Origin of the sequence: Naasia aerilata, from assembly GCF_030296595.1 — a bacterium.
GTDB lineage: Bacteria > Actinomycetota > Actinomycetes > Actinomycetales > Microbacteriaceae > Naasia > Naasia aerilata.
Genome location: NZ_AP027731.1, coordinates 914,437 through 937,584, shown reverse-complemented (window position 1 = coordinate 937,584; position 23,148 = coordinate 914,437). Strand labels below are relative to the sequence as shown.

The window sequence follows — 23,148 nt, the reverse complement described above, 5'->3', positions numbered from 1 at the left end:
CGGTGGCGGAAGCGGATCTTCACGCAGTAGTCGAGGACTGCACGGCTGTGCTGGCCGAGCAGGTCATCACTGTGCGAGGTCGCACTGGAATCAGGCTGGAGTCGGATGCGGTGGCCCCCGAACGCACGGACGAGGATGACTCGGCGGTCATGGGCTTCGTGGGCGCCAACACGGACGCGGCATATGTGCTGCTGCGCGTCGCCGAGTCGACATCGGGAGTAGACGGAACCCGGTTCCGCGATCTGGGCGAGCGGGTCATCGACACGTTCACCGGCATCCTCTCGACCCGCCAAGCGCGGAGGGGTTCTCGGGGCGCTCAGGCGAGGCCACGACGTACCGGCGATATCGTGACGCGGACGCGGTGTATGCGCGCTCCGTGGCGGAAGGTTGCCTCGCGGTGCTCGATGCGTGGCGGTGGGAGCGAGAGCGGGGACGGGATCGCCCAGGCTGGCTGGCCTGGTGCTGCAAGGGCGGAGACTGGCTGGTGTCCCAGCAGAGCGCGGGGGATCGCTGCCGCGGGCTTGGGAGGCGGGGACCGGACGTCCCCTCGATGTCTCGGATTCGGCGGCGTACGTCGTCGTCCCGTTCCTCGCCGCCCTGGCGACGGCGACGGCTGAGCGCCGGTACCTCGACGGGGCGATAGCGGCGGCCGACTACGGGTGGAACGCCGGCGGAAGCTCCGGCTGGTACGCCGGAGCGACGCTCGACAACCCGGACGTCGTCGACAAAGAGGCGGCGATCCTCTCCGCCGAAGGATTCCTCGACCTGTGGGAGGCGACGGGGGACCGGCGTTGGCTCGATCGAGCGCTGTCCGCCGCGTCCGTCGCCGAGACCTGGATCTACATCTGGAATGTGCCGATGCCCGTCGATGCCGAGGCGGACATCCACTGGAAGCGGGGAGTGAGCACCATCGGGCATCAGCTCATAACGACCGGCTGTTCGATGACCGATGGCTTCCTCGCCGTGAACGCCTCAGCATTCGCGCGGCTCTACCGGGAGACAGAGGACGACCACTGGCTGGCCGTCGCCCGCTTGGTGACCCACGGTACGACAACCATGCTGGCCCGAGACGGACGGCTTTTCGACCTGCGCGGGCCGGGTTGGCAGCAGGAGCACTGGAGCTTCTCGCCTCGCCGCGGATACGGTCTCAACCGCCGCTGGCTGCCCTGGGTGCCCGTCGCCCATGTCCGGGGCATCCACCGTGTCGAGGACCTGGGCGAGAGGCTCGCAGACCGCGTCCTTACCGGTCGGGTCCGGTGAGGGGTCGGAGGCCGAACGCTTACAGGAAGAGGCTGGTGACGCCGAAGGACAGCAGGAGGCCGCCGACAGCGAGGCACCCGGTCGCCGCGCGCACGAGGAAGCGGTCGGCCGAGCGGGCGACGTAGGTCTGGCGGCGGCCGGCGCTGGACCGGCGCGTCGACGGGGCGCGACCGCCGATCAGCGGGACGACCGCGTCGGCGACGCGCTGAGTCATGGAGCCGGAGGGGAGAGGAGCTGCGCTGGTGACATCGAATGCAGTGGTCATGGCATCTGACCGCTTGTCTCGGGGCTCAGTTGACCCCGTCTTCGCCCGGGACGACTCGTGCTGCGGGGCATCGCTTCCTGCGATTCGTCCCCACCGACGAGCCGGGTAGTACGACCCGGTGACAGAAACGGTACGTGACGAGGTGCCGGTACTGCGGAGGGTGTCGCAGAGGCTCCGACTGTGCTAGCGCCGCACCCCCAGAAGGGGTGTCAGCGGATGAGCACGCCCGCGACGAGCGCCGTGGATGCCAGCATCAGCGAGCCGGTCGCGCTCCAGAGGAGGGCGACCTCTCCGCGGCGCCGCGGGCGGAACGAATCCCGACGCGAGGAGTGCGCGTGGTCGCGCGGCACGGCATACGTGTGCTGTGGCTCGGACTGCTCGCTGAGCATGCGGAGCATGGATCCGGAGCTGACGGGGAGGGCGACCTCGCCGGTCGTGGTGATGGGGGCAGGGGGCGGTGCTGTGGTCATCGCGTGACCGCTCGTCTCGGGGTGATTCGGCCCTGTCTTCAGCCGCGCGCTGCCTGGGGCCGGGCATCGGTAGCGCGTTTCGTGTCGTCCGCTTCGTGTGGGTGGCACGCGGCCGGTGGTCGAAGCGTATCGAGGCGCGCCGACATCGGTAGGGCCGTTACCAAATCGTTCATCTAGCGGCCATTCGGGGGACGCGTGACGACCGGGGCCGGCCGCGCTCGTGCGATCTCACATCGAGGTCACGACTGGCACTGCGGGCACCAATAGACCTGCCGGTCGGTGCTTCCGCGGCCCTCCACCACCGGGTCGCCGAGCCACTCCATCCGGATCGGGGTCCCGCAGCGCCGGCAGGGCTTTCCGGCCCGCCCGTAGACCCACGTGCCCTGGCCGCGACGGGTGTTGCCCGTGAAGATCCGCTCGACCCGGTCGCGGTTGGCGGTGATGACGCGCTTGCTGAGGTCGATCCAGGCGGGAAGGTCCGGGGTCTGATCCACGGGCCGGGTGGGAAGGACGCCCCGCAGGAAGCACACCTCGCTGCGGTAGACATTGCCGAGTCCTGCCATCACGCGCTGATCCAGGATCGCGATGCCGATCGGGCGCGCCCCCTCGGCGCGCAGCCGGCGCTCCGCCTCCGCCGCATCCCAGTCGGGGCCCAGCAGGTCGGGTCCGAGGTACCCGACGACGCCCTCCTCCTCGCTGGTGGGGAGGATCTCGAGGATGCCGAGCGCGAACCCGACGGCCTGCGACTCGGCGGTGTCGAGAACGATGCGCGCCTCGTGGGCGGGCCGGCGCCAGCGGCCGCCGGTGGGGTACACCTGCCAGACGCCCTCCATCTTGAGGTGCGAGTGGATGGTGCTGTCACCGACGCGCATGAGCAGATGCTTCCCGCGCGACACGACCTCGTGCACCACCTGGCCGGTGAGGTCCACGGTCGCGTACTTCGGCACTCGCACATCGCAGCCGGTGAGGACCCGTCCGCGGAGCGCCGCATCCAGCCGGCGGGCAGCCTGGTAGACGGTGTCGCCCTCAGGCACGGAGTCGCAGCCCGCGGGGGTCGCCGAGAAGCCGGCGGCCTCGAGCGCCCGGCCCACGTCGGTCCCGAGCACGAAGTCGCCGTTCACCTTCTCGATCGCCAGCTTGTCCACCGCCCCGCTGCGGACCAGGTCGGCGAGTGCCGCCGTGGCCTGGGTGAGCGCGCCGGCCTCGGAGATAAACGTCAGCATCGTCTTGCCGCCTCGCTCGAGGTAGAGCGCGAGGTCGCCGTCGAGCAGCACGACCAGGCCGCCCGCCTTGCGTCCCGGGCGGTGTCCCTCCAGCTGCGGCCAGGGCAGCGCGGCGCCGTAGGGGTTGGCCGGGTCGGTGGCGGCCAGGGCGATGCAGGACACCTCCCGCTGCTCGTCGCCGGGGTCGCGGCTGAAGGAGCGGAGCCGGTCCACCGCGCCCGACGTAGCGAACTGGGCGGCACCCAGCGAGGAGATGAAGTATCCGCGCCTCGCCTTGCCGCTGTCCTCGAACGCACTCAGCGTCTTGTAGACGAGTGCGAAGCCGCCCGGAACGCGCTCGCTCGCCACCGCTCCACGGGTGACGACGCCGTGCCGGTCGAGCAGGAGCTCGGCCGTCGCGGCGGCGCGGAGGGTGGGCTCGTCCTCGGCGAGGGGCACGATCGACCAGCGACCGCCCACGATGGGCGCACCCGATCGCGACGGCATGCTGGGGCGCGGGAGGCTCCGGCCCCGGAAGGAGCGGGTCCGCGAGGGCTTGCGCGGCTGGCGGTGCGCGGATCCGCCGGAGCCGACGAGGGCCCGGAGCGGCGCGAACGTGTCGTTGGTCACGAGGCCCGCCCAGACCAGGTTCCAGATCGCGGTCGTCATGAGCGCGTCGTCGAGGCTGCCCACGGAGTCGGACAGCTGGCGGAAGAAGAATGCGCCGCCGCTGCCGAGCGCGGCGAGGATCTCGCGCTCGAGGGGGCTGAGCTCGGGCTCCGGCTGGTCAGGGAGGGTGAGGGCGACCGTGTCCGCGAGATGGAGGCTCACCCAGCCGTCGTTGCCGGGCAGGGCGCCCGAGCCGGACCAGAGCACCTCGCCGGTCGCGGTCAGCTCGTCGAGCATCGCGGGGGAGTAGTCGCGGACGCGGCTCGGCAGCACGAGGCTCTCCCAGGCGGACGCGGGGATTGGCACGCCGCCGAGCTGGTCGAGCACCGCTGCGACACCGTCCACGCCGCGGAGCTTGCCGCCCACCTGCTGCCAGGACGGCAGGAAGCGGCCGTAGGCGGCGTGGTCGACCGGCTCGACCTCCTTGCGCAGGGCTGCGAGCGAGCGGCTGCGCAGCCGGCGGAGGACCTCGACGTCGCACCACTCGGTGCCCTGGCCGCCGGGCCGGAACTCGCCGTCCACCACGCGACGCTCGACGGCGAGCCGGCGGAGGGCGTCCGTCACCACGGCGACGCCGAGGCCCAGTCGCGAGGCGGCGGCGGCCGCGGTGAACGGACCGTGGGTGCGGGCGTACCGGCCGACCAGATCGCCGAGCGGATCGTCGACCGGCTCGACGAAGGCGGTCGGTGTGCCGATCGGCAGGGGGACGCCGAGCGCGTCGCGCAGGCGGCTCGCATCCTCGATCGCGGCCCACCAGTCGCCTCCAGCGAAGGAGACCTGGAGGGCGCGGCGCGAGGAGACAAGCTCGGCGAGCCAGCCGGCCGACTCGGCGGACGACTCGGGCTGGACACGAGCCGCGACCTCCTCGGTCGTCAGGGGGCCGAGCAGGCGCAGCAGGTCGGCGACGCCCTCGAGGTCGCGGACGCGGCGGTCCTCCGCGAGGCGCTGCAGCTCGCTCTCGGTGCGATCGATGACACCGGGGTCGAGGAGCTCGCGCAGCTCGGTCCGGCCGAGCAGCTCGGACAGCAGCGAGGCGTCCAGGGAGAGTGCGGCGGCCCGACGCTCGGCGAGGGGGCTGTCCCCCTCGTACATGAACGCGCCGACGTAGCCGAAGAGGATCGAGCTCGCGAAGGGCGACGCGACCTCGGTCGTCGTCTCCACCATCCGGATCCTCCGGGACGCGATCTCGCGGGTGATCGTGTCCAGGGCGGGCAGGTCGTAGACGTCCTGCAGCACCTCGCGGATGGTCTCGAGGATGATCGGGAAGGAGGGGAACTTCCGCGCGACGTCGAGCAGCTGGGAGGCGCGCTGGCGCTGCTGCCAGAGCGGGGATCGGCGAGCCGGGTTGTAGCGCGGAAGCAGCAGGGCCCGGGCGGCGCACTCCCGGAACCGCGACGCGAAGAGGGCGGAGCCCGCCACCTCGGCCGTGACGATGCTGTCCATCTCGTCGGGATCGAAGACGAAGAGGTCGGCGCCCGGAGGCTCGGCGTCCGTGTCCGGGATGCGCACGACGATGCCGTCGTCGCTCGCGATGGTGTTGCCGTCGATGCCGTAGCGCTCCTCGACCCGGGCCCCGACCGCCAGAGCCCAGGGGGCGTGCACCTGCATGCCGTACGGGGAATGCAGCACGACCCGCCAGTCGCCCAGCTCGTCGTGGAAGCGCTCGACCACGAGCGTGCGGTCGGTCGGCACGGTGCCGGTCGCGGCGCGCTGCTCGGCGACGTAGGCGAGGAGGTTCGAGGTCGCCCGCTCGTCGAGGCCGAGGCGCGCGACCCGCTCCGTCCCGGCGCCGGGCTCGAGGCCTCCCACATCCCGGATGAAGGCTCCGATGGCGCGGCCGAGCTCCGCCGGCCGCCCGATGCCGTCGCCCTTCCAGAACGGGACGCGGCCCGGCTGGCCGAACGCCGGGGTCACCAGGACCCGGTCGTGGGTGATCTCCTGGATCCGCCAGCTGGTCGCGCCGAGCGCGAAGACGTCGCCGACGCGCGACTCGTAGACCATCTCCTCGTCGAGCTCCCCGACGCGGGACGAGGTGCCGGGGTCGCCCACCATGAAGACGCCGAAGAGCCCTCGGTCCGGGATGGTGCCGCCGGACGTCACCGCGAGGCGCTGGGCGCCGGGCCGGCCGACGATCGTGTTGGCGTCGCGATCCCAGACGACGCGCGGTCGCAGCTCCGCGAACTCGTCGGAGGGGTAGCGCCCGGCGAGGAGGTCGAGGGTCGCCTCGTAGGCGGACCGGGGAAGGGAGCCGAAGGGCGCGCTGCGCCGGACCAGGTCGTACCACTCCTCGACGTCCAGGTCGTCCATGGCCGAGGCCGCGACCGTCTGCTGGGCGAGGATGTCGAGCGGGTTGGCGGGCACGGAGAGCGCCTCGATCTCGCCCGCGACCATGCGGCCCGCCACGACGGCGGAGGAGATGAGGTCGGCGCGGTGCGTGGGATACATGACGCCGCGGGAGACCTCGCCCACCTGGTGCCCGGCGCGCCCGAGGCGCTGCAGGCCGCTCGCGACGGACGGCGGCGAGCCGACCTGCACCACGAGGTCGACGGCGCCCATGTCGATGCCGAGCTCGAGGCTCGAGGTCGCCACCACCACGCGGAGCCGCCCACTCTTGAGGTCGTCCTCGATCGTGGCCCGCTGCTCCTTGCTCACCGAGCCGTGATGCGCGCGGGCGAGCAGGGTGTCGGCGCCGCGGGTCGAGCCGCTCTGCGCCGTCATCTGCGCGGCCGGAAGCCCGGCCGGGGCGAGCTCCAGCTCCTGCCGCTCGGCGTAGACCTCGTTCAGCCGCGCGGTGAGCCGTTCCGCGAGGCGCCGGGAGTTCGCGAACACGATGGTCGAGCGCTGCTGGGTGACGAGGTCGACGATCGCCTCCTCGACGTGCGGCCAGATCGAGCCGTTCGTCGGCGCGGCCGCGGAGCCATCCGGCGGGGGAGCGGCGGCCAGGTCGCTCATGTCGTCGACCGGGACGACCACGCGGAGGTCGAACCGCTTCGTCGAGGTCGGCGACACGATCGTGACCGGGGCGCGCCCGCCGAGGAACCGGGCGACCTCCTCGAGGGGCCGCACCGTCGCCGACAGCCCGATGCGCTGCGCGGGACGCTCGAGCAGGGCATCCAGCCGCTCGAGGGACAGCGCGAGATGCGAGCCGCGCTTCGTCGCCGCGACCGCATGCACCTCGTCGACGATGACCGTCTGCACGCCACGGAGGGTCTCCCGCGCGCTCGAGGTGAGCATCAGGAAGAGGGACTCGGGCGTCGTGATGAGGATGTCCGGCGGATCCTTGAGTAGGGCTCGGCGGTCGGAAGCCGGGGTGTCGCCCGAGCGCACGCCCACGCGCAGGTCGGGCGGCGTGCTGCCGAGGCGCTTCGCGGTCTGCGTGATGCCGACGAGCGGACTGCGCAGGTTGCGCTCCACGTCGACGCCGAGGGCCTTCAGGGGAGACAGATAGAGGATGCGCGTGCGGGGAGCGCCCGCCTCGACCGGACCCGCGGCGGTGAGCCGGTCGATGGACCAGAGGAACGCCGCGAGGGTCTTGCCTGACCCGGTCGGGGCGACGACGAGCGCGTTGGCGCCCTTCGAGATCGCGTCCCAGGCGCCCAGCTGGGCGTCCGTGGGCGCGGGAAAGGCCCCGGCGAACCATTCACGGGTCGCCGGGGAGAAGCGGTCGAGCGCGCCGCCGGTCATCCGTTCATTCTGCCTGGCACCTCCGACACCGCAGGTCCTGCTCGCTCAGCGCGCAACCGACGCGGTGGTGCGGAGCCCGCGACATCCGACCGACTTGCCACAAAATCCCGCTTTGGGGCCTTCAAAGCGGGACTTTCTGGCAAGTCGCCCTGTCGCCGGCCGCGCTGGCCGGGGTCGGCCGCGCGGGTCGGGGTCGGCCGGCGGCGGGCCTCAGCTCAGCTGGCGGGCCAGGAACCCGGCCACGTCCGCCAGCTCCTGCTGGGAGACGGCGTGCCCGAGGTTCTCGTAGATGCGCGCGTCGAGGGAGGAGTGCGCGGGGAGCCACTGGGCCGTGTACGCGACCGCGATGTGCGGGATGACCTCGTCGGCGGTGCCACGACCCCAGAAGACCGGCGGCGCCAGGCGCGCGAGCTCCCCGTCGCCCTCGACCTCGCCGGAGGTCACGTAGCCGGACAGCAGCACGCCGTAGGCGAAGCGGTCCGGCGCGTGGCGGAGCACCTGCATGGCGACGGCGCCGCCCTGCGAGAAGCCGAGCAGCCCGATCGACGGCGGCTGGACCGGGAGCTCCTCAAGCCAGCCGAGGACGGCCCGGGCGGCGGCGTCGACGCCCTCGCTGTTCGGGTCGCCGGGAGTCCCGAGGTCGTACCACGACCACCCCTGCCCGTAGCGGGTCGGCGCCCGGAGCGACGCGATGACGGGCGAGAGGGGCAGGCGCGGCGACATGGAGAAGAGGTCGCCCTCGTCCGCACCGACGCCGTGCAGGAGCACCAGAAGGGGCCGCTCGGCCAGCTCGGAGGTGCTCGACGACCAGAGCACGGCGGCCGGGTCGACGCGGGGATCGGGGAGCATGCTCACCGTCCGATCCTCCCACCGTCGACCTGCACGTTCCGGCTCGGATGGCGCGCTATGCCGTACCTTCTGGGCCGGAAGGTGCTTGCCCAGCGGGCAGGGGCGGCGGGGGAGCGGGTAAGAATAGGGGGCATGAGCTTCCTGCGGACGCCCGACCCGAACCCCGGCTGGCTGAGCGACGACGAGCTGGCGCAGATCCGGCAGCGCCTCCCGCTGCTCTACGTCGAGGCCGTGCCCGTCCGCGTCGACGGCCTGGGCCAGGTCACCGAGGTCGGCATCCTGCTCCGCGTGAGCCCGAGCGGCAGCATCAACCGCACCATCGTCTCCGGCCGCGTCATGTACGGCGAGACGCTCCGCGACGCGCTCTTCCGGCACCTGGAGAAGGACCTCGGGCCGATGGCGTTCCCGCAGCTGCCCGCCAGCCCCACGCCGTTCTCCGTCGCTGAGTACTTCCCGCCGCCGACCCTCGGCCAGTACAGCGACGAGCGGCAGCACGCCGTGTCCCTCGCCTACGTCGTGCCGGTGACGGGCACGTGCGACCCGCGCCAGGACGCCCTCGAGCTCACCTGGATGACGCCGGAGGAGGCCGCGAGCCACTCCGTCACCGCGGAGATGGAGGGCGGCCGCGGCGCGCTGCTCAAGGCCGCGCTCGCCTCGGTCGGCCGCCTCACGTAAGGGGAAGCGGCTGCCGCGCCCGCGGCGGTCAGCCTGCACTCGGCGGACACTCCCCGCACGGCTGGCATCTCCGCTGAGCAGGACAGGCGTCCCTGTACAGAACTTCGTGCAGTGGGCAGGACGAAATGGCGCCCCTGATCCTGCTTGCCGCACAGCGTCCTGCTGAGGCGCCCGGCACCCTCCCTCAGCAGGCAGGATCTGGGTCCGGCAGGCTGGATCGCCGGAATCGGGCCTGCCGGAGTGGGAAAGTGCCTGCTGAGCGAGAGGGGTGTGACTCCTAGCCGCGGCAAGGACCGCCGGCGGCCGTCCGAGCCACGCTTCAGGGCCGCCGCCCCGCCCGACCAGGCGGCAGGGGATGGCCCGCCGCCCGCCTCGAGACGCAGAACGCCCCGGCAGTCCGCGAAGGACCGCCGGGGCGTTCTCGTTGATCGGTGCGGGTCAGCGCCCGCCGCGCCCGCGGCGCTGACCGCCACCGCCGCTGCCGCGCACCACCATGCCGGTGGTCGGGCGGCCCGACTCGGTGCGTCCGGCCCGGGGCTGGCGCTCGCCGCCGCCCGAGGACGGGTGGGTCGCGGTGCCGCCGGTTCCGGAGCCCGAACGGCGGGCGCGCTTGCGCTCAGCGTTGGCGCCCGTGGAGCGGCCGGGGCCCTGCACCTGGACGGGGCGGACCGTGGGACGGACGTGCGGGGCGACGACGCCGACGAGGTCGGCGATCGTGTCGGTCGCGGCGCTGGCGGCGACGGGCTGCACGTCGATGGCGGCCTTGCGCAGCAGGTCGCGGACGTCGCGGCGCTGCTCGGGGAGCACCACCGTGACGACGCTGCCCGCCTTGCCGGCGCGCGCGGTCCGGCCGGAGCGGTGCAGGTACGCCTTGTGCTCGGTCGGCGGGTCGACGTGCACGACGAGATCGACGTCGTCGACGTGCACTCCGCGCGCCGCGACGTCGGTGGCGACCAGGACCCGGACCTCACCGCTGCCGAACTCGGCGAGGTTGCGGTCGCGGGCGGCCTGCGAGAGGTTGCCGTGCAGGTCGACGGCCGGGATGCCGGACTCGGTGAGCTGCTTCGCGAGCTTCTTCGCGGCGTGCTTGGTGCGGAGGAACAGGACCCGGCGCTCGGTGCCGGACGCGAGCATCCGGACCAGGTCGCGCTTGGCGTCCGCGCCGTCCACCTCGAGCACGTGGTGCGTCATCGCGGAGACAGGCGAGTTCGCCTCGTCGACCGAGTGCAGCACCTCGTTGTGGAGGAAGCGCCGGACGAGCTTGTCCACGCCGTTGTCGAGCGTCGCGGAGAAGAGCATCCGCTGGCCGTTCTCGGGGGTCGCCGCGAGGATGCGCGTGACGCCGGGCAGGAAGCCGAGGTCGGCCATGTGGTCGGCCTCGTCGATGACGGTGATCTCCACGGCGTCGAGGGTCAGGAAGCGCTGCTTCATGAGGTCCTCGAGGCGGCCGGGGCAGGCCACGACGATGTCGACGCCGGCCTTGAGGGCCGCGACCTGGCGGTTCTGGGAGACGCCGCCGAAGATCGTCGTGACCGTGAGGCCGTAGGGGGTCGCGAGAGGCTCGATGACCGCGGCGATCTGGGTGGCCAGCTCGCGGGTCGGGGCGAGGACGAGGCCGGTGGGGCGACCCGGGCGGCGCTTGCCGCCCGCGAGGTCGCCGGCGAGGCGTGCGACCAGCGGGATCGAGAAGGCGAGCGTCTTGCCGCTGCCCGTCTTGCCGCGGCCGAGCACGTCGCGGCCCGCGAGGGTGTCGCGCAGCGTGTCCGCCTGGATGGGGAACGCCTCGGTCAGCCCCTGGGCGCTGAGCGTGGAGACGATGCGGTCGGGCACGCCGAACGCAGAGAAATTGGAAGTCATGGTGCCTTTCGGGCAGAAACCGGCCGCTGGGGCCAGAAGGCGAGACGCGCCGGACGGCGCATTCCGTTCGCCGGCAGAAGGTGTCAATCGAAGGGGCCGCTTGCGGTCCCCGATGAGAGGGCGTTCTTTCGACGCAGGCGCACGCAGATGGGCGCCAGATAGGCCAACCGTATCAGTCGGCCCGCTATTCCGCGGTGCCGCGGCGTCCCCAGACCGGAGGCCAGGGCCGAGGAACCGGAGGCCTCGGCCCGAGAGGACGCGAAGGCGTCAGGCCTGCCCGGGCTCGCCCAGCCGGCTCGACCAGGTGGGAGCGAGCTGCTTCAGCCGAGCGGACCGCCACTGCCAGAGCGCCCAGAGCGCAGGCCACACCGCCGCCGTGAGCGGCCCGGCCGAGAAGCGGAGCTGCTCGCGGTACAGGGTCTTGCCCGGGTCCTTCGGATCCCGGGCGATGGCGATCCGGTGGTCCCACTCGGTGAAGACGCGGTTGAGTCCGGTCAGCCCGGCGCCGCGGTCGCGCATAATCTGGACGCCCTCGTGCCGGCGCTCGGGGAACTCGAGGGCGATGACCTGGTCGCCCATCGGCACGAGCCCCGCGGCGCGCATCCGGACCGGATGGGCGCCCTCCTCCCAGCGCGAGGGGAACCCCTTGGGCTCCAGGGACTCGACCGCGACGAGGGGCGAGTAGACCTCGCGGAGGACCGCTGGCGACTGGATGGCCCGCCAGGCGGCCTCCGGCTCGCAATCCAGGACGACCTTGAGGAGCACGCGCATGGCGGCAGTCTCGCACGCGTCCCCGGGAGCTCACCGGGGAAGGGAGGGAATGGCTCCGGCGCGCGATCGGTTGGCCCCGGTGAAGCTGTTCGATCGAAGGAGACGCCCGTGAAGGCTGTGCTGAACGACATCGTGATCGCCGAGGCTCCGCAGGAGGACCTCATCCGCATCGAGGGGAACTGGTACTTCCCGCCCGAGAGCGTGAACTCCGCCCACCTCGAGGAGAGCGCGACGCCGTACACCTGTCCGTGGAAGGGCGAGTGCCAGTACTTCAGCGTCAAGGACGAGGACGGGACCCTGCTGCAGGACCGCGCCTGGAGCTACCCGACGCCGTACCCGACGGCGTTCGACCGCGTCGGCAAGGACTTCTCGAACTACGTGGCCTTCTGGAAGGACGTCAAGGTCGTCGACTGACGCCGACCTTCCGTGGCCGGAGCCGGGTGCCCTCGCGAGGGCCCCGGCTTCGTCGTCCGGCCCGTCGTCTCCGCCCCGTCGCCTCCTGCGCTGCGGATGCGGCGGGCGTCAGTCGGCGGTCGCCCGGAGCGCCGCGCGCCGCTGAGCCGAGGTGACCTCGCGTCGGGACCACACGATGACCCGGCTCGGGTCGAAGCCGCGGCCGCACAGCCGGCAGGACAGCGGCGCGCTCGGGGCGCGGTAGCGGTAGTGCGGGTGGCCCTGCGGGCAGACGCCGACCCACGGCGCGAGCTCGTGCGCCGTCTCGCCGTCGTGGACTCGCGCGCCGGTGTAGCCGATGCGCCGCGCGACGCTGAGCCAGCGGGGGCCGTGGCCGGCCCGGTGCCCGGCGAGGGCGTGCGCCACCTCGTGGAGCAGCACCTGCTCGATGTCCTCGAGCTGCCACCGCGCCGCCAGGTAACGCGACACGGTGATGCGCCGGTCCGAGTAGTTGCACAGCCCGGCCCGCCGCTTCGCGGCGTCGAAGCCGAACGACCAGCTGGAGCCGAGATGGGCGCCGATCAGCGCATCGGCGCGGGCACGCACCAGAGCGAGTTCCGCCATGGTTCCTCCTTACCCGGCACGCGAGCGAGGCTAGCCGCTGCCGCCGACAGCGGGCCGAGGCGTGCCCGGCGTGCCGACTACGCGGGCGCGAGCGCGATCCGCACGAGGCGGTCGTCGCCCGGCCGGGGGAGCCGCGCCCGTCGGTGTTGTCGGTGAGGAACCAGAGGGTGCCGTCGGGGCCTGGCAGCACGTCGCGGATGCGGCCGTAGGAGTCCGGGAAGTACTCCGTGACCACCGGTTCGCCGCCCGTCGCGGCGCCCTGGATCATCCAGAGGCGCTCGCCGCCGAGGCCCGCGAGGAAGAGGGTGTCGCCGACGACCGTCAGGCCGCTCGGGCTCGCATCGTCCGTGGACCACTGGTACACCGGGTCGCGGAATCGGTCGTCCCCGGCCGCTCCTTCGACGACCGGCCAGCCGTAGTTCGCGCCCGGCTCGATCCGGTTCAGCTCGTCCCAGGTGTCCTGGCCGAACTCCGCGGCGAACATCGTGCCGTCGGCGGCCCAGGCGAGGCCCTGCGGGTTGCGGTGCCCGAGCGACCACACAAGGGAGTCGCCGAACGGGTTCCCGTTGGGAACGTCGCCCTCCGGCGTCATCCGGAGGATCTTGCCGTTGAGCGATCCCGGGTCCTGGGCGACGTCCCGGAGGGCTGCGTCACCGACAGTCGCGTAGAGCATGCCGTCGGGACCGAAGGCGAGGCGTCCGCCGTCGTGGTTGCCGGCCTTCGCGATCCCGTCGAGCAGCACCGTCTGCGCCCCGAGGCCGAAGCCGCCCGCTGCGCCCGTGAGTGGCATCCGCACGATCCGGTTGTCGTCCTGGGCGGTGTAGTAGGCGTACAGCCAGCGCTCGCCGCCGTCGTCGAGCAGGGCCAGGCCGAGCAGACCGCCTTCGCCGCCCGGGACGACGCCCTCGATGCGCCCGACCTCGCGCGTTCCGCCTCCCGCTGTCGCCTCCACGACGGTGGCGGTGTCGCGCAGGCTGATCAGGATCGACCCGTCGACGGGCAGGACGGACCAGGGCGACTCGAGTCCGGTGACGAGGTCGGACGGGTCGCCGGCCGGCTGCACGGGTCCCGTCGGTCCGGAGGGGGTGGGGCTGGGGGTGTCGGAAGCCGACGGGGCCGGCGTGGGAAGCGGCACGGGCGTCCCGACCGGCTTGCCGCCTCCGCCCGTGCAGCCGCTCAGCGCCGCGAGCAGGACGACCGCCGCGGCGCCTTCGAGAGCCTTCTTGAGCCTCATCCGGGAACCGTGTCACCGCTCCCGAACCAAATCAAGGAGATCCGGTTCCGAACGGGTCTCGATCCGCGCCATCCCTCTCCCTGAGCAGGCAGATTCCGACTCCGGCAGGCCCGATTCGCCGTTTTCTGCCTGCCCAACGCGGAAACCGCCTGCTGAGGGAGGGGAGGAGAGGGAGGGGAGGAGAGGGAGGCCGAGGCGGGGACGAGAAGGAGGAGCGGAGGTGGAGCTTGGAGGGAGGGGAGGCGCCGTCAGCGCTCGCCGTCGCGGTCGACGGCCAGGAACATGCGGGCGGGCGGAGGCGACGGCTTCGCCGACTCGTCGGTGACCACCGGCGCCCCGGCGACGAAATCCCGCAGCTCGCGCCCCGCGACTGCCTTCGAGGGATGCGGTCCTGCCGCCAGCAGCCGCGGCAGCCACTCGAGGGGGAGCGGGGCGTTCGAGCCGACGAGCACGATGTTGCCGAAGCGGCGGCCCTTGAGGATGGACGTCTCGGCGAGGGCGGCGACCTCGGTCACCGCGGCCCCGAGGGTCGCCGCCTGCCCCCGCGCGAAGGCGAGCCCCGGCCCGTCGGCGAGGTTCACCGCGATGACGCCCTCGGGCGCGAGCAGGGCGGCGACCTGACGGTAGAACTCGACCGTCGTGACGTGGGCGGGGATGCGCGAGCCGCTGAAGATGTCGACCACGACCAGGTCGACGGTGCCGGTCAGCGCGGCCGGAAGCTTGCCGAGCCCCTCCCGGGCGTCGCCGTAGCGGACCCGGATCCCGGAGTTCTGCGGCAGCGGGATGTGCTCGCGCACGAGCTCGACGAGTGCCGGCTCCAGCTCGAGCACCTGCTGCCGCGACCCGGGGCGGGTCTCCGTGACGTAGCGGGGGAGGGTCAGCGCGCCGGCTCCGAGGTGCACGGCGGTGATCGGTGCGCCGGGCTCGCCGAGGAGGTCGATGACGTGGCCGATCCGCTGCACGTACTCGAAGCCGAGCTCGCGCGGATCGTCGGGGTTCACCTGAGACTGCGGGGTCCCGTCGACCACGAGGTTGAGGAAGCCGGGCCGGTAGCGGTCCTCCTCGATGACGGCGCGCATGCCGCTCGGCAGGGTGATGCCCGCCCGTTCGCTCACTGTCCCGATCCTGTCACGCCGGCGAGGGCGGCCCGCCCTCGAGGTGGCAGCTCCTGCTCCTTCCCGCGCGAGGTGGCAGCAGGAAGTGCCACCTCGACCGGCCGAAACCCGCGAGGAACCGGGGGAGACCGGTGGGAATGGGCGCGGCGAGGGCGGGGTTATACCCGGTGATGCGGGGCGAGGTCAAGAATCGGCTTTACATGCCGGTCGGGCCGACATATAGTAGATCCTTGCGCTCCCCCTCTTCCTTCTTGGACGAACCACGCCTTCATATTGCGGTCGGCGGCCTGGCGCCCAGAACCCTCGACCCTCCTCCGGACAGTGGCTGCCTCGTGCAGAAGGCCCCGGCGTTTCGTCGAGCGATCTGGCCCCACTCTAGCGAGTGACACTCACGCGGGGCTTTCCCCATCGTTCCATCCCCATCTCGGCACACCGACAGTGACACGGCCCCGTCCCGGGGCCCCGGAGGTTATTTCCTTGGCTGCTGCGCACAACGCATCGTCCACCACTCCCAAGAACGGCCGCTCGGCAGGGCGGCTCTCGTTCGCGAAGATCACCGACACCCTCACCGTTCCCGACCTCCTCGCCCTGCAGACCGAGAGCTTCGACTGGCTCGTCGGCAGCGACGTCTGGAAGGAGCGGGTCGCCCAGGCGAAGGCTGAGGGCCGCACCGACCTCCCCGCGAACAGCGGACTCGAGGAGATCTTCGAGGAGATCTCGCCCATCGAGGACCTCGCGGAGACGATGCAGCTCTCCTTCACGAACCCGTTCCTGGAGGAGAAGAAGTACACGCTCGACGAGTGCAAGGAGCGCGGCAAGACCTACGCCGCTCCGCTGTACGTCGAAGCGGAGTTCATGAACCACCAGACCGGTGAGATCAAGACCCAGACGGTCTTCATGGGCGACTTCCCGCTCATGACCGACAAGGGCACCTTCATCATCAACGGCACCGAGCGCGTCGTCGTGTCGCAGCTCGTCCGTTCGCCCGGCGTCTACTTCGACAGCGCGCAGGAGAAGACCTCCGACAAGGACATCTTCTCGGCCCGCATCATCCCGAGCCGCGGCGCCTGGCTCGAGTTCGAGATCGACAAGCGCGACCAGGTCGGCGTCCGCATCGACCGCAAGCGCAAGCAGAGCGTGACCGTCTTCCTCAAGGCCCTCGGCCTCACGAGCGAGGAGATCCTCCAGGAGTTCACCGGCTACGCCTCGATCGAGGCGACCCTTGAGAAGGACAACATCCTCACCAAGGAGGAGGCCCTCAAGGACATCTACCGGAAGCTCCGCCCGGGCGAGCAGGTGGCCGCCGAGGCCGCGCGTGCGCTCCTCGACAACTTCTACTTCAACCCCAAGCGCTACGACCTCGCGAAGGTCGGCCGGTACAAGATCAACCGGAAGCTCGGGCTCGACAAGCCGCTGTCCGACTCGGTCCTGACGATCGACGACATCATCGCGACGATCAAGTACCTCGTCGCGCTGCACGACAACCGGACCACGCTGCCCGGTGTGCGCGACGGCGAGCCGGTGGAGCTGCGTCTCGACGTGGACGACATCGACCACTTCGGCAACCGCCGCATCCGCGCCGTCGGCGAGCTCATCCAGAACCAGGTCCGCACCGGCCTGTCCCGCATGGAGCGCGTCGTCCGCGAGCGCATGACCACGCAGGACATCGAGGCGATCACGCCGCAGACCCTGATCAACGTCCGCCCCGTCGTGGCCGCGATCAAGGAGTTCTTCGGGACGAGCCAGCTGTCGCAGTTCATGGACCAGAACAACCCGCTCGCGGGTCTGACCCACAAGCGCCGCCTGTCGGCGCTCGGCCCCGGCGGCCTCTCCCGTGAGCGCGCCGGCGTCGAGGTCCGTGACGTGCACCCGAGCCACTACGGCCGCATGTGCCCGATCGAGACCCCGGAAGGCCCGAACATCGGCCTCATCGGCTCGCTCGCGTCCTTCGCCCGGATCAACTCGTTCGGCTTCATCGAGACGCCGTACCGCAAGGTCGTCGACAAGCTGGTCACCGACCAGATCGACTACCTGACGGCCAGCGAGGAGGACGAGTACCTCGTCGCCCAGGCGAACGCCCCGCTCAACCCCGACTTCACCTTCGCGGAGGACCAGGTCCTGGTCCGTCCGAAGGGCGGAGAGGTCGAGCTGGTCGACGCGAGCCGCGTCGACTACATGGACGTCTCCCCGCGCCAGATGGTGTCGGTCGCGACCTCGCTCATCCCGTTCCTCGAGCACGACGACGCGAACCGCGCCCTGATGGGTGCGAACATGCAGCGTCAGGCCGTCCCGCTGCTCCGCTCGGAGTCGCCGGTCGTCGGCACGGGCATGGAGGGCTACGCGGCCATCGACGCCGGTGACGTGGTCACCGCCGAGAAGGCCGGTGTCGTCGCGGAGGTCTCCGCCGACGTCGTCACCATCCAGCTCGACGAGGGCGGCACGCAGAACTACTACCTGCGCAAGTTCGACCGCTCCAACCAGGGCACCTCGTACAACCACCGCGTGATCGTCGATGCCGGCGAGCGCGTGGAGGTCGGCCAGGTCCTGGCGGACGGTCCGGCGACGGAGAACGGCGAGCTCGCGCTCGGCAAGAACCTGCTCGTCGCGTTCATGCCGTGGGAGGGCCACAACTTCGAGGACGCGATCATCCTCAGCCAGAACCTGGTGAAGGACGACGTCCTCTCCTCGATCCACATCGAGGAGTACGAGGTCGACGCCCGCGACACCAAGCTCGGCAAGGAGGAGATCACGCGTGACCTCCCCAACGTGAGCCCGGAGCTGCTCGCCGACCTCGACGAGCGCGGCATCATCCGCATCGGCGCCGAGGTCCGTCCCGGCGACATCCTCGTCGGCAAGGTCACGCCGAAGGGCGAGACCGAGCTGAGTGCCGAGGAGCGCCTGCTGCGCGCCATCTTCAACGAGAAGAGCCGCGAGGTGCGCGACACCTCGCTCAAGGTTCCCCACGGTGAAGAGGGCACGATCATCGCCGTCAAGGAGTTCTCCGCGGAGAACGACGACGAGCTCGGCTCGGGCGTCAACCAGCGCGTCGTGGTCTACATCGCCCAGAAGCGCAAGATCACGGAGGGCGACAAGCTCGCGGGCCGTCACGGCAACAAGGGCGTCATCGCGAAGATCCTGCCGGTCGAGGACATGCCGTTCCTTGCCGACGGAACTCCGGTCGACATCATCCTCAACCCGATGGGCATCCCCGGTCGCATGAACTTCGGCCAGGTCCTGGAGACCCACCTCGGGTGGGCCGCCAAGCAGGGCTGGAACGTCGAGGGCTCCCCGGAGTGGGCGCGCAGCCTGCCGGCCGCCGCGCACTCGGCCGCTCCCGGCACGAAGGTCGCGACCCCGGTGTTCGACGGCGCCTTCGAGGAGGAGATCGCGGGTCTGCTCGACTCGACGACCCCCAACCGCGACGGTGAGCGCCTGATCGGCTCGTCCGGCAAGACGCGGCTGTTCGACGGCCGCTCGGGTGAGCCGTTCCCGGACCCGGTGAGTGTCGGCTACATGTACATCCTGAAGCTGCACCACCTGGTGGACGACAAGATCCACGCCCGCTCCACCGGCCCGTACTCGATGATCACCCAGCAGCCGCTCGGTGGTAAGGCGCAGTTCGGCGGCCAGCGGTTCGGCGAGATGGAGGTGTGGGCCCTCGAGGCGTACGGCGCCGCCTACGCCCTGCAGGAGCTCCTCACCATCAAGAGCGACGACATCCTCGGCCGCGTGAAGGTGTACGAGGCGATCGTCAAGGGCGAGAACATCCAGGAGCCCGGCATCCCCGAGAGCTTCAAGGTGCTCATCAAGGAGATGCAGTCGCTGTGCCTGAACGTCGAGGTCCTCTCGGCCGACGGCACCGCGGTGAGCCTTCGCGACACGGACGACGAGGTCTTCCGTGCCGCCGAGGAGCTCGGCATCAACATCTCCTCGCGCTTCGAGTCGTCGTCCATCGACGACATCTGATCCGCGCAGCTACTCCCTACGCATTTCGATACGTAACGCAGGAAAGAAGAGAAATTGCTCGACGTAACCACTTTTGACGAGCTGCGCATCGGCCTGGCCACGGCCGACGACATCCGCCGCTGGTCGCACGGTGAGGTCAAGAAGCCCGAGACGATCAACTACCGCACGCTGAAGCCCGAGAAGGATGGGCTGTTCGGCGAGCAGATCTTCGGTCCCAGCCGGGACTGGGAGTGTGCCTGCGGCAAGTACAAGCGGGTCCGCTTCAAGGGCATCGTCTGCGAGCGGTGCGGTGTCGAGGTCACGAAGTCGTCGGTGCGCCGTGAGCGCATGGGCCACATCGAGCTCGCCGCGCCCGTCACGCACATCTGGTACTTCAAGGGTGTGCCGAGCCGCCTCGGCTACCTCCTCGACATGGCGCCGAAGGACCTCGAGAAGGTCATCTACTTCGCCGCGTACATGATCATCGAGGTCGACGACGACGGCCGTCACGCCGACATGCCCGACCTCGAGAACGAGCTCCGCCTCGAGGTGAAGGCGCTCAGCGACCAGCGCGACTCCCGCATCAACGACCGCCTCAAGCGCCTCGAGGTCGACCTCGCCGCGCTCGAGGAGGAGGGCGCGAAGAGCGACCAGAAGCGCCGCACGAAGGACGGCGCCGAGAAGGAGATGGGCCAGATCCGGAAGTCGTTCGACGACCAGATCACCCACCTCGAGCGCGTGTGGGACGAGTTCAAGAGCCTGAAGGTCGGCGACCTCAAGCCCGAGGACAGCGTCTTCCACGAGCTCCAGGACCGCTTCGGCATCTACTTCGACGCCTACATGGGCGCCGAGGCGATCAAGAAGCGCCTCGAGGCCTTCGACCTGGCCAAGGAGTCCGAGGACCTGCGCCTGCAGATCTCCGAGGGCAAGGGCCAGAAGAAGATCCGCGCCATCAAGCGGCTGCGTGTCGTCAACTCGTTCCTGCAGACCGGCAACTCGCCGGCCGCCATGGTGCTCGACGTCGTCCCGGTGATCCCGCCGGAGCTGCGCCCGATGGTGCAGCTCGACGGTGGCCGCTTCGCGACCAGCGACCTGAACGACCTCTACCGCCGCGTGATCAACCGGAACAACCGCCTCCGTCGTCTCCTCGACCTCGGCGCCCCGGAGATCATCGTCAACAACGAGAAGCGGATGCTCCAGGAGGCCGTCGACGCACTGTTCGACAACGGCCGCCGCGGCCGCCCCGTCACGGGCACCGGCAACCGCGCCCTCAAGTCCCTCAGCGACATGCTGAAGGGCAAGCAGGGCCGGTTCCGCCAGAACCTGCTCGGCAAGCGCGTCGACTACTCCGGCCGTTCGGTCATCGTCGTCGGCCCGCAGCTGAAGCTGCACCAGTGCGGTCTGCCCAAGCAGATGGCGCTGGAGCTGTTCAAGCCGTTCGTGATCAAGCGCCTCATCGACCTCAGCCACGCGCAGAACATCAAGGCTGCCAAGCGCATGGTGGAGCGGAGCCGCCCGCAGGTCTGGGACGTGCTCGAGGAGATCATCCGCGAGCGCCCGGTTCTGCTGAACCGCGCGCCCACGCTGCACCGTCTCGGCATCCAGGCGTTCGAGCCTCAGCTCGTCGAGGGCAAGGCGATCCAGCTGCACCCGCTCGTCTGCGCCGCATTCAACGCGGACTTCGACGGCGACCAGATGGCCGTCCACCTGCCGCTGTCGGTCGAGGCGCAGGCCGAGGCCCGCATCCTCATGCTCGCGAGCAACAACATCCTGAAGCCGTCGGACGGCCGTCCGGTGACCCTGCCCAGCCAGGACATGATCATCGGCCTGCACCACCTGACCACGCTCAAGGAGGGTGTCGCCGGTGAGGGCCGCGCGTTCTCGTCCGTCGCCGAGGCGATCCTCGCGAAGGACCAGGGCTCGCTCGACCTCAACGCGAAGATCAAGATCCGCCTCGAGGGGCTGCACTTCGCCGAGGGCGAGGCGCCCGAGGGCTTCGAGCAGGGCAAGACGTTCCTGATCGAGACCACCCTCGGCCGCGCGCTCTTCAACGAGGCGCTCCCGGTGGACTACCCCTACGTGGAGGCCGTCGCCGACAAGGGACGCCTGTCCCAGCTGGTCAACGACCTCGCTGAGCGGTACCCGAAGGTGGAGGTCGCGGCGACGCTGGACCGCATCAAGGACGCCGGCTTCTACTGGGCCACCCGGTCCGGTGTGACCGTCGCCCTGTCCGACATCATCACGCCCCCGACCAAGGGCGCGATTGTGGAGGGCTACGAGAAGCAGGCGAAGAAGGTCCAGGGCCAGTACGACAAGGGCCTCACGACCGACGCCGAGCGTCGCCAGGAGCTCATCGAGATCTGGAACAAGGCGACCGCCGAGGTGGCCCAGGCCATGCAGGACAACTTCCCGGCCGACAACAACATCTTCCGGATGGTGTCGTCGGGTGCCCGCGGAAACTGGATGCAGGTCCGCCAGATCGCCGGTATGCGCGGTCTCGTGTCGAACCCGAAGGGCGACATCATCCCGCGTCCGATCGTGCACTCGTACCGCGAGGGCCTGACGGTGGCCGAGTACTTCATCTCCACCCACGGTGCCCGCAAGGGTCTCGCCGACACGGCTCTCCGTACGGCGGACTCCGGCTACCTGACCCGTCGTCTCGTGGACGTGTCGCAGGACGTCATCATCCGTGAGGACGACTGCGGGACGAACAAGGGCCTCGATCTGCCGATCGCGGCGAACGGCATCCTCGACCCCAACGTCGAGAACTCCGTCTACGCCCGCACCCTCGCCACCCCCGTGGTGAACGAGGCCGGCGAGGTGCTCGCGGACGCCGGTGACGACGTCGGCGACGTGCTCATCGAGAAGCTGTTCGAGGCGGGTGTCGAGCACATCAAGGTGCGCTCGGTCCTGACCTGCGAGTCGGCTGTCGGCGTCTGCGCGGCCTGCTACGGCCGGTCGCTCGCCACCGGCAACCTGGTCGACATCGGTGAGGCGGTCGGCATCATCGCCGCCCAGTCCATCGGTGAGCCCGGCACCCAGCTGACGATGCGCACCTTCCACACCGGTGGTGTGGCGTCGGCCGACGACATCACGCAGGGTCTTCCCCGCGTGCAGGAGCTCTTCGAGGCTCGCACCCCGAAGAGCGCGTCGCCGATCGCGGAGGCCGCCGGCCGCATCACGATCGAGGACACGGACCGGCAGCGCCGGATCATCCTCACGCCGGACAACGGCGACGAGGCGCACGTGTACCCGGTCCTGAAGCGCGCGACGCTCCTCGTCGAGGACGGTCAGCACGTCGAGCTGGGCACGCAGTTGCACGTCGGGTCGGTCGACCCGAAGGAGGTGCTGCGCGTCAAGGGCGTGCGCGCCGTGCAGCAGCACCTGGTCGACGGCGTGCAGGGCGTCTACCGCTCGCAGGGTGTGCCGATCCACGACAAGCACATCGAGGTCATCGTGCGGCAGATGCTGCGCAAGGTGACCGTCGTGGAGCACGGTGACACCGACCTGCTCCCCGGTGAGCTCGTCGACCGGTCGCGCTACCAGGACGTCAACCGCACCGCGGTGGGCGAGGGTCGCCGTCCCGCGTCGGCTCGCCAGGAGGTCATGGGCATCACCAAGGCGTCGCTCGCGACCGAGTCGTGGCTGTCGGCCGCGTCCTTCCAGGAGACGACCCGGGTCCTGACCCAGGCCGCCATGGAGGGCAAGTCCGACCCGCTGATGGGCCTCAAGGAGAACGTCATCATCGGAAAGCTCATCCCCGCGGGGACCGGTCTCGCGAAGTACCGCGAGGTCCGGGTCGAGCCGACCGAGGAGGCGAAGGCCGAGCGCTACCCGAACCGGATCTTCGGAGACGAGTCGGTGTTCTCGGAGAGCGACCTGTCGTTCGTCGACTTCGACAGCTTCAGCAGCGACGACTTCACCCCCGGCACCTACAACTGATCTGATCAGACACCGCGAAAGCCCCCGCTCGGTGAGCGGGGGCTTTCGCCGTTAACCGGTTTCCCCGTCCTCCCGATGATTGAGGAGCGGCCGCAGGTCGCGTCGCGAAATCAGGCCGCATTTCAGCGGGCTCAACCTCGAGGCATGGTGTGATTTCTAAACGCTCGCTTGCGCGAGCTCCTCAATCAGCGGT

General features: G+C 70.7%; 13 protein-coding genes and 1 pseudogene. 5 read left to right on the top strand and 9 right to left on the bottom strand.

The window, feature by feature from the left end:
• Positions 1-459 precede the first annotated feature (459 nt).
• Positions 460-1,260, top strand: coding sequence for a hypothetical protein (locus tag QUE51_RS05090; protein ID WP_286278538.1), 801 nt, complete (start codon positions 460-462; stop codon positions 1,258-1,260).
• A 19-nt stretch (positions 1,261-1,279) separates the two neighbouring features.
• On the opposite strand, the gene QUE51_RS05085 is transcribed toward QUE51_RS05090, so the two are convergent.
• The 4 genes from QUE51_RS05085 to QUE51_RS05065 form a co-directional block, all read right to left on the bottom strand.
• Positions 1,280-1,474, bottom strand: coding sequence for a hypothetical protein (locus tag QUE51_RS05085; protein ID WP_286278537.1), 195 nt, complete (start codon positions 1,472-1,474; stop codon positions 1,280-1,282).
• A 260-nt stretch (positions 1,475-1,734) separates the two neighbouring features.
• Entirely contained in the window at positions 1,735-1,995 is a 261-nt protein-coding gene (locus tag QUE51_RS05080; protein WP_286278536.1) for a hypothetical protein, read from the bottom strand.
• 239 nt (positions 1,996-2,234) lie between these two features.
• Positions 2,235-7,550 carry an ATP-dependent helicase gene (locus QUE51_RS05070; RefSeq protein WP_434017242.1) on the bottom strand — a complete coding sequence of 1,772 codons (5,316 nt, stop codon included), beginning with the start codon at positions 7,548-7,550 and terminating at the stop codon, positions 2,235-2,237.
• A gap of 210 nt (positions 7,551-7,760) precedes the next feature.
• Positions 7,761-8,399, bottom strand: coding sequence for an alpha/beta hydrolase (locus QUE51_RS05065; RefSeq protein ID WP_286279260.1), 639 nt, complete (start codon positions 8,397-8,399; stop codon positions 7,761-7,763).
• A 132-nt stretch (positions 8,400-8,531) separates the two neighbouring features.
• On the opposite strand from QUE51_RS05065, the gene QUE51_RS05060 reads away from it, so the two are divergent.
• Positions 8,532-9,074, top strand: a complete 543-nt coding sequence (locus QUE51_RS05060; RefSeq protein ID WP_286278535.1) for an NUDIX hydrolase family protein — start codon at positions 8,532-8,534, stop codon at positions 9,072-9,074.
• Between the two features lie 438 nt (positions 9,075-9,512).
• Here the strand turns inward: QUE51_RS05060 and QUE51_RS05055 are convergent, their stop codons facing one another.
• Together QUE51_RS05055 and QUE51_RS05050 are read right to left on the bottom strand one after the other, a co-directional pair.
• Complete coding sequence (locus QUE51_RS05055; protein WP_286278534.1) at positions 9,513-10,931, bottom strand: DEAD/DEAH box helicase; 1,419 nt, start codon at positions 10,929-10,931, stop codon at positions 9,513-9,515.
• A 267-nt stretch (positions 10,932-11,198) separates the two neighbouring features.
• Positions 11,199-11,702 (bottom strand): hypothetical protein, encoded by a 504-nt coding sequence (locus tag QUE51_RS05050; RefSeq protein ID WP_286278533.1) that lies wholly within the window; start codon positions 11,700-11,702, stop codon positions 11,199-11,201.
• Here QUE51_RS05050 and QUE51_RS18495 point away from each other — a divergent pair.
• On the top strand, positions 11,640-12,116 hold the full coding sequence (locus QUE51_RS18495) for a DUF427 domain-containing protein (protein ID WP_491562656.1): 477 nt from the start codon (positions 11,640-11,642) through the stop codon (positions 12,114-12,116). The two genes, QUE51_RS05050 and QUE51_RS18495, sit on opposite strands and share 63 nt — an antisense overlap.
• Positions 12,117-12,224: 108 nt before the next feature.
• Here the strand turns inward: QUE51_RS18495 and QUE51_RS05040 are convergent, their stop codons facing one another.
• The 3 genes and pseudogenes from QUE51_RS05040 to QUE51_RS05030 form a co-directional block, all read right to left on the bottom strand.
• On the bottom strand, positions 12,225-12,719 hold the full coding sequence (locus tag QUE51_RS05040; protein ID WP_286278531.1) for a SprT-like domain-containing protein: 495 nt from the start codon (positions 12,717-12,719) through the stop codon (positions 12,225-12,227).
• Between the two features lie 193 nt (positions 12,720-12,912).
• Positions 12,913-13,953: pseudogene (locus QUE51_RS05035) on the bottom strand (PQQ-dependent sugar dehydrogenase); the annotation flags it as partial.
• Positions 13,954-14,201: 248 nt separating this feature from the next.
• Positions 14,202-15,032 carry a spermidine synthase gene (locus tag QUE51_RS05030; RefSeq protein ID WP_286279259.1) on the bottom strand — a complete coding sequence of 277 codons (831 nt, stop codon included), beginning with the start codon at positions 15,030-15,032 and terminating at the stop codon, positions 14,202-14,204.
• 513 nt (positions 15,033-15,545) lie between these two features.
• Here QUE51_RS05030 and rpoB point away from each other — a divergent pair.
• A complete protein-coding gene (rpoB, locus tag QUE51_RS05025; RefSeq protein ID WP_286278530.1) occupies positions 15,546-19,034 on the top strand; it encodes a DNA-directed RNA polymerase subunit beta in 3,489 nt (1,162 codons plus the stop codon).
• A 54-nt stretch (positions 19,035-19,088) separates the two neighbouring features.
• Positions 19,089-22,955, top strand: a complete 3,867-nt coding sequence (locus QUE51_RS05020; RefSeq protein ID WP_286278529.1) for a DNA-directed RNA polymerase subunit beta' — start codon at positions 19,089-19,091, stop codon at positions 22,953-22,955.
• Positions 22,956-23,148: the final 193 nt, after the last annotated feature.

What these genes read in the sequence shown, in the direction of transcription:
- QUE51_RS05085 (WP_286278537.1), bottom strand. Translation starts at nt 1,474, where the DNA reads ATGACTCAGCGCGTCGCCGACGCGGTCGTCCCGCTGATCGGCGGTCGC.
- QUE51_RS05080 (WP_286278536.1), bottom strand. Translation starts at nt 1,995, where the DNA reads ATGACCACAGCACCGCCCCCTGCCCCCATCACCACGACCGGCGAGGTC.
- QUE51_RS05070 (WP_434017242.1), bottom strand. Translation starts at nt 7,550, where the DNA reads ATGACCGGCGGCGCGCTCGACCGCTTCTCCCCGGCGACCCGTGAATGG.
- QUE51_RS05065 (WP_286279260.1), bottom strand. Translation starts at nt 8,399, where the DNA reads ATGCTCCCCGATCCCCGCGTCGACCCGGCCGCCGTGCTCTGGTCGTCG.
- QUE51_RS05060 (WP_286278535.1), top strand. Translation starts at nt 8,532, where the DNA reads ATGAGCTTCCTGCGGACGCCCGACCCGAACCCCGGCTGGCTGAGCGAC.
- QUE51_RS05055 (WP_286278534.1), bottom strand. Translation starts at nt 10,931, where the DNA reads ATGACTTCCAATTTCTCTGCGTTCGGCGTGCCCGACCGCATCGTCTCC.
- QUE51_RS05050 (WP_286278533.1), bottom strand. Translation starts at nt 11,702, where the DNA reads ATGCGCGTGCTCCTCAAGGTCGTCCTGGATTGCGAGCCGGAGGCCGCC.
- QUE51_RS05040 (WP_286278531.1), bottom strand. Translation starts at nt 12,719, where the DNA reads ATGGCGGAACTCGCTCTGGTGCGTGCCCGCGCCGATGCGCTGATCGGC.
- QUE51_RS05030 (WP_286279259.1), bottom strand. Translation starts at nt 15,032, where the DNA reads ATGCGCGCCGTCATCGAGGAGGACCGCTACCGGCCCGGCTTCCTCAAC.